Annotated in this window: 7 protein-coding genes; all 7 read right to left on the bottom strand. The window is 65.4% G+C overall.

Going from position 1 to position 6,245, the window contains the following annotated elements:
• On the bottom strand, positions 1–701 hold a 701-nt coding region (locus VMS96_14525), incomplete at its 3' end, for a signal recognition particle receptor subunit alpha (GenBank protein ID HVP44643.1).
• A gap of 117 nt (positions 702–818) precedes the next feature.
• Entirely contained in the window at positions 819–1,598 is a 780-nt protein-coding gene (locus tag VMS96_14520; GenBank protein HVP44642.1) for an MBL fold metallo-hydrolase, read from the bottom strand.
• Between the two features lie 56 nt (positions 1,599–1,654).
• Complete coding sequence (locus tag VMS96_14515) at positions 1,655–1,846, bottom strand: hypothetical protein (GenBank protein HVP44641.1); 192 nt, start codon at positions 1,844–1,846, stop codon at positions 1,655–1,657.
• A 63-nt stretch (positions 1,847–1,909) separates the two neighbouring features.
• Entirely contained in the window at positions 1,910–2,911 is a 1,002-nt protein-coding gene (locus tag VMS96_14510) for a histone deacetylase (protein HVP44640.1), read from the bottom strand.
• 179 nt (positions 2,912–3,090) lie between these two features.
• Complete coding sequence (locus tag VMS96_14505; GenBank protein HVP44639.1) at positions 3,091–3,468, bottom strand: helix-turn-helix transcriptional regulator; 378 nt, start codon at positions 3,466–3,468, stop codon at positions 3,091–3,093.
• Between the two features lie 231 nt (positions 3,469–3,699).
• On the bottom strand, positions 3,700–4,899 hold the full coding sequence (locus VMS96_14500; GenBank protein HVP44638.1) for a J domain-containing protein: 1,200 nt from the start codon (positions 4,897–4,899) through the stop codon (positions 3,700–3,702).
• A gap of 151 nt (positions 4,900–5,050) precedes the next feature.
• On the bottom strand, positions 5,051–6,245 hold a 1,195-nt coding region (locus VMS96_14495), incomplete at its 5' end, for an Hsp70 family protein (protein HVP44637.1).

The raw sequence follows: 6,245 nt of genomic DNA, 5'->3' as shown, positions 1-6,245 counted from the left end.
TTGACCGCGTCCTGGCCGGTCATGGCGTCGGCCACGAACAGGATCTCCTGGGGGTTGAGCAGCTTCTTGAGCGACTGCATCTCCTCCATGAGCTGCTCGTCGATGTGCAGGCGGCCGGCAGTGTCCACGATGAGCACGTCGCAGCCGGTGTTGATGGCCTCGCGACGCGCTTCCTTGGCGAGACGTTCGACGGTGGCGGTATTGGCTTCCGTGACCTGGCCCTCGTACAGATTGCCCTTGATGGCGCCGGCGACGATCTTCAACTGCTCGCGGGCGGCCGGGCGATAGACGTCCACCGAGACCAGCATGGGGCGATGTCCTCCGGCCTTCAGCCAATGCGCCAGCTTGCCCGAGGTCGTGGTCTTGCCGGAGCCTTGCAGGCCGGCCATCAGGACGACCGTGGGCGGCTGGGAGGCGAACTTGAGCTTGGCGGTGTCCTTGCCCAGGACGTTGATGAGCTCGTCGCGGACGATCTTGACCACCTGCTCGGCGGGCGACAGGGCGGTCATCACTTCCTGGCCGACCGCCTTCTCCCGGATATGGTCCACTAGCTCCTTGACCACCTTGAAGTTGACGTCGGCTTCGAGCAGCGCCAGGCGGATCTCGCGCAGGGCCTCGGAGATGTTCTCCTCGTTGAGCACACCCTGCCCGCGCAGGTTCTTGAAGGCGCGTTGCAGTTTTTCGGAAAGGTTCTCAAACATAGGCGGAAAGACCGCTGCAAACCCTATTGTATCAGCCGAGATTTGACCGCAGAGAACGCAGAGAGCGCAGAGGAACGGATTGAAAAAGGCTCTCTGCGGGCTCTGCGATCTCTGCGGTCAAGGTCTTGCGCTCGCAATGGCAGGAAGGCCCACCCATTCCCCATCCGCCGGGATGGCGACCCGGTCGCGCAGGCGCTCGGCATCGAGTTGGAAGGCGAGGTTGTCGCGGGTGACGAGGCAGTGGTTGATGGCCTCCATGTGCACGGCGACCACCTGCGTTTTCAGCGCGGCCTGGCAGACGGTGATGACGTCTTCCGGCGTCATGGTGATGGGGTCGCCCTGAAGGAAACGGGCGCCGCCGGCGTTGAGCACGGTCACGTCGGGACGGAATTCGCGCAGAGGACCGGCGACCTCATCGCACCAGACTGTATCGCCGGCGATGTAGAGCGTCGGCTCGCCGGGCGCGCGCAGGACGAAGCCGGAAACCGGCGCCAGCTTCCTGGCGATCTCGCCGGTGCCGTGCTGCCCGCCCGTGCGGTGGAGGGAAACGCCACTCCATTCCAGGGTCTTACCCATGCCGGTCACGTTGTTGAATCCAGCGGCGCGGAACTTTGGCTCGTCTTCCGGCTGGCCGATGAGCGGGAGGTCCTTCGGAATCTCTTTCTCCGCCGTGCCGTCCCAGTGATCGCGATGGGTGTGCGTCACCAGCACTGCGTCCACGCCACGCAAGAGCTCGTTCACCGGTATGGGCAGGTCCACGAGGGGATTGTTACGCGGGTTGGGGGTGTTCTCGATGGCCGGCCGCGCACCGGCGGGGTCCAGCTGCGGGTCCACGAGCAACCGGTGGCCGGCATACTCGACGATGAGGCAGGCGTGGCGGATCAGACGAAGTTTCATGTGATCATCGGGCCATCGAGCCAAGTGAATTCGCCAGATGGCCAGATCGCTCGATCTTACTTGCCCTTCCGCGGCGTCATGATCAGGAACACGTTGCGGTCGTGGGGGCCGGCGCTGGGCACCACGAACTGGAGCTGGTAGCCATCTGCCCAGGCGCGGTTCAGTTCCTCTTCCAGATGGATCTCGGTGACGCGCGGCGACAGCACGCGATAAGGCTTCTCCTTGGCTTTCATAGCGGTGACGGCCATAGGACCTCCAGGGAATTGCGCGGAAACTCTAGCTTGCTTTGCGGCAGGAGGCAAGGACGGGAGTCACGAGCGGGCGGGCGCGGGCGCGAGCACTTCCTGGGCAGCGCGCACCGTGTTGCAGTGGATGGTGATGGTGTCCTCGACGTGCTGGGCGTAGCCGCCGGCGAAGGTCACCATGACCGGCACGCCGCGTGCCTTGGCCGCCTGGAAGACCATCAGATCACGCTTCTTCAGGCCCTCGATGGTGAGCAGCAGCCCGCCGAGCTGGTCTTCGCGGTAGGGATCGGCGCCGGCGATGTAGCAGATCAGCTCGGGATCGAACTGGCGCAGGGCGGAGCTGAGCGCGGTGTCGAGCCAAGAGAGATATTCGTCGTCAGTGGTGGCGTCGGGCAGGTTGACGTCGATGGTGGAGGGCGGCTTCCACGCTGGGTAGTTGTTCTCCTGGTGCAGGGAGATGGTGTACACGTCGCCGTCGAAGTGGGCGGACTCGGAGTCAGGACCGATGCGGCTCATGGTCGCGCGCGCCCACGACGGCAGCGGCTGCGCTCCCGGCTCGCCGAAGATGACCGCGGTCCCGTTGCCCTGGTGGACGTCGCAGTCCACCGTCATGGCGCGCCTGACCCTGCCGTCCCTCTGCATGCGGCGGATGGCGATGGCGACGTCGTGGATCATGCAGAAGCCCTCGCCGTGGTCGGGAAAGGCGTGGTGGAATCCGCCGCCGACCTGGAAGGCGACGCGATCGCGCAGCGCCCGCTCCGCCGCCAGGATGCTGCCGCCGGCCGCCAGCCAGAAGGCGCCCACTAGCTCCGGCGAGTAGGGAATCTCCATCTGCAGCTCTTCCCGGGGCGTGAGGGTGCCGGTCTTCAGCTTTTCCACGTACTCGGGGGTATGCACCAGGCGCACGTCGTCATCGGAGGCGGGCTGCGGCTCCAGGAAGTCCTCGGGGCCGGCCAGCTTGTCCTGTAGCAGACGGTTGTGGATAAGGCGGAACTTCTCGGCCGGGAAGACATGGTCCCCGATGGGCAGATAGTAGCCGTCGCTGTACACCAGCTTGAAAGGCAGCATAGGAGCCGAAAAGTGAGGATATAGCAGGGGGCTGCTGCTCGTCACCGGCAACCTGACGATGGCGTCATGCTGAGCGCCTTCAGGCGCGAAGCATCGCGCGTGCTGCACGCAAGATCCTTCGGGGCCAAGGCCCCTCAGGATGACGCCATGTTGGAGGGCGGTTTCCGAAGGCCAAGCGACTACTTCTTGGGCGGCGGGACCGGCCGGCGGATGGGGATGATGGCGCCCCGCGCGGGATCGGGGTGGGCATGCTCCAGCACCTGCTTCTGGAACTCGACGAAGAACTGCTGCATCTGGCGCTGCATCTCCTCCATGCGCTCCCGCATCTGCAGGATGATGGCGATGCCGGAGATGTTCACCCCCAGCTCGCGGGCCAGGGAGAGGATGAACTCCAGCCGCTGCAGGTCCTCGTCGGTGTAGAGGCGCGTGTTGCCCTCGGTGCGCGACGGCTTCAGCAGCCCCTCGCGCTCGTACAGGCGCAGGGTCTGCGGATGGATGCCGTACATCTCCGCCACCGCGGAGATCATGTACGCGCCTTTGGATTTTCTTTTCGCCATTCCACTAACTCTTGTTGCGTACTGATTCGCGTATCTCCTCGCGTTCCTTACGCGCCGATCTCTCCTGTAGCCAATATGAGAGATCGCCGATCACGAATCCAATCAAGGCCCCGATGGTTGAGAATGCCCAGAGTTCGCGCTTGAACAAGGTCCCAACACAAGACCCAGCAACCAAGCCGACAACAATCCCGAGTGCCTCAGCTTTCTTCATCGGTCTACCGACGCCCGGCATCAGATCTGCCTCCACAGCTCCGCTCTTGGGTCCTCGGGATTCAGCTTGGCCAGCTCGCGGAACAGCTCCTTCGAGCGCTCGTCGTGCACGTGCGGAACAACGATCTTGACCTCCACGATCTCGTCGCCGCGGACGCCGTCTTTGGTTGCCGAGGGCACGCCCTTTTCGCGCAGGCGCAGTTTTTGCCCGCTCTGTGTGCCCGGCGGAACCTTCATCTGGGTGCGGCCGTCGATGGTCGGCACCTCGATCTTCGCGCCCAGGGCGGCCTCGGTGGGCGTGACCGGCACGGTGATGCGGATGTCATCGCCCTCGCGAGTGAACACCGGATGCTGCTCGGTGCGGATGACGACGTACAGGTCGCCGTTCGGCCCACTGTGGCTCCCGGGATTGCCCTTGCCGGCCAGGCGGATGCGCTGGCCGTCGCGGGTGCCGGTCTTGATGCGGATCTCCATCGGCTCGGTGCGGGTCACCGAGCCCTGGCCGCCGCAGACGTGGCACACGGTCTGGTTCTTGCCCGACCCGCCGCAGCGCGGGCACTGCATGTTGAACTTCATGCGGTTGACGGTCTGCTGCACTTGGCCCTTGCCGCCGCATTCCGGGCAGGTGCCGCTGCCCATCAGCACGCCGGCCCCGCGGCAGTTGGAGCACTGCTCGCCGTGCTGCACGTTGATCTTCATCACCCCGCCGCGGATGGCCGTCCAGAAGGGGACCGAGACCTGGTATTCGAGGTCAGTGCCGGCCTCCGGCCCGCGTGCCTGCGGGCCGCGTCCGCCGCCGCCGAAGATAGAAGAGAAGATGTCGCGGAAGCCGCCGCCTCCGGGCTGGGCGCCGCCGCCGGAGAAATCGGAGAAGTCGAAGCCGCCGAAATCGAAGGGGACGCCCTGTGCGCCGCCACGTCCCTGTCCGGGGAAGCCGCCAAAGCCGCCTTGGCCGCCGCGGGCGTAGGCCTCCGCCGCCGCAGGGTCGATATTGTCGCTGTAGAAGCCGAGCTGGTCGTAGATCTTGCGTTTCTTGGGGTCGGAGAGGACGTCGTTGGCCTCGGAGATCTCCTTGAACCGCTCCTCCGCCTTCTTGTCGCCGGGATTGACGTCGGGGTGGTATTTGCGGGCGAGCTTACGAAAGGCCTTACGGATGTCGTCGGCAGACGCAGACTTCTTTACGCCCAGAGTGCCGTAATAGTCCTTCGTCTGCGTGGCCATTTGTCACCGCGAGTGTAAAGCACGCGAGGCGAAGACCGTAGAGATCATTCGCCCCGCATCTCAGTCGTCCCTACGGGACTCGGACACTGTCCTAACCGCCACCCGGCACCGAGGTGCCGGGCTACATCCAGCCGCGCCTTGCGGCGCTGGCTCATTTCTTATCCGTGTCCACGTCCACGTACTCGGCGTCGATGACGCCTTCGTCCTTCTTGGCCTCGCCGTTGCCGCCGCCGGGGGCTTGCGCTCCCGGTTGCTCTCCAGGCTGGCCACCCGGAGGCGGGCCCGCCTGCTTGTACATGGCCTCGGCCAGCTTATGCGACGCCTTGGTCAGGGTCTCCTGGGCGTGCTTCATCTGGGCGGCGTCGCCCGACTCCAGCGCCTTCTTGGCGTCGGCCAGCGCGTTCTCTACGTCGCCGCGCTCGCTGCCCGAGATCTTGTCGCCGTGCTCCTTCAGCATCTTCTCGATGTTGTAGACCATGGAGTCGAGCTGGTTGCGGGCCTCGATCTCCTCCCGCCGCTTCTTGTCCTCGTCGGCGTGGGCCTCGGCTTCCTTGGCCATCTTCTCGACCTCTTCCTTCGACAGGCCGGAAGAAGAGGTGATGGTGATCTTCTGGTCGCGGCTGGTGGCCCGGTCCTTGGCCGTGACGTTGAGGATGCCGTTGGCGTCGATGTCGAACGTGACCTCGATCTGGGGCACGCCACGCGGGGCCGGCGGGATGCCGGTCAGGTGGAACTTGCCCAGAGTGCGGTTCTGCGCCGCCATGGGGCGCTCGCCCTGCATCACGTGCACCTCCACCGACGTCTGGCTGTCGGCCGCGGTGGAGAAGACCTCGGTCTTCTTGGTCGGGATGGTGGTGTTGCGCGGGATCATGGGCGTGGCCACGCCGCCCAGGGTCTCGATGGAGAGCGTCAACGGAGTGACGTCGAGCAAGAGCAGGTCTTTCACGTCGCCCTTGAGCACGCCGCCCTGGATGGCCGCGCCCACCGCCACCACCTCGTCGGGGTTGACGCCCTTGTGCGGCTCCCGGCCGAACAGCTCCTTCACGATCTGCTGGATGCGCGGCATGCGGGTCTGCCCGCCCACCAGCACGACCTCGTCGATCTTGCTGGCATCGATGCCGGCGTCCTTGAGCGCCTGCTTGCAGGGCCCCACGGAACGCTGCACGATGTCCTCCACCATGCCCTCCAGCTTGGCCCGGGTCAGCTTCTTCACCAGGTGCTTGGGGCCGCTGGCGTCGGCGGTGATGAAGGGCAGGTTGATCTCGGTCTCCATGGTGGTGGAGAGCTCGATCTTGGCGCGCTCTGCGGCGTCGCGCAGCCGTTGCAACGCCATCTCGTTGCCCTTG

Source organism: Terriglobales bacterium (genome assembly GCA_035543055.1).
Lineage (GTDB): Bacteria > Acidobacteriota > Terriglobia > Terriglobales > Acidobacteriaceae > JAIQFD01.
This window is presented reverse-complemented; position numbering and strand designations above follow the sequence as displayed.

Coding starts and splice junctions, on each gene's coding strand:
- VMS96_14505 (HVP44639.1), bottom strand. CDS start 3,468: ATGGCGAAAAGAAAATCCAAAGGCGCGTACATGATCTCCGCGGTGGCG.
- VMS96_14515 (HVP44641.1), bottom strand. CDS start 1,846: ATGGCCGTCACCGCTATGAAAGCCAAGGAGAAGCCTTATCGCGTGCTG.
- VMS96_14510 (HVP44640.1), bottom strand. CDS start 2,911: ATGCTGCCTTTCAAGCTGGTGTACAGCGACGGCTACTATCTGCCCATC.
- VMS96_14520 (HVP44642.1), bottom strand. CDS start 1,598: ATGAAACTTCGTCTGATCCGCCACGCCTGCCTCATCGTCGAGTATGCC.
- VMS96_14500 (HVP44638.1), bottom strand. CDS start 4,899: ATGGCCACGCAGACGAAGGACTATTACGGCACTCTGGGCGTAAAGAAG.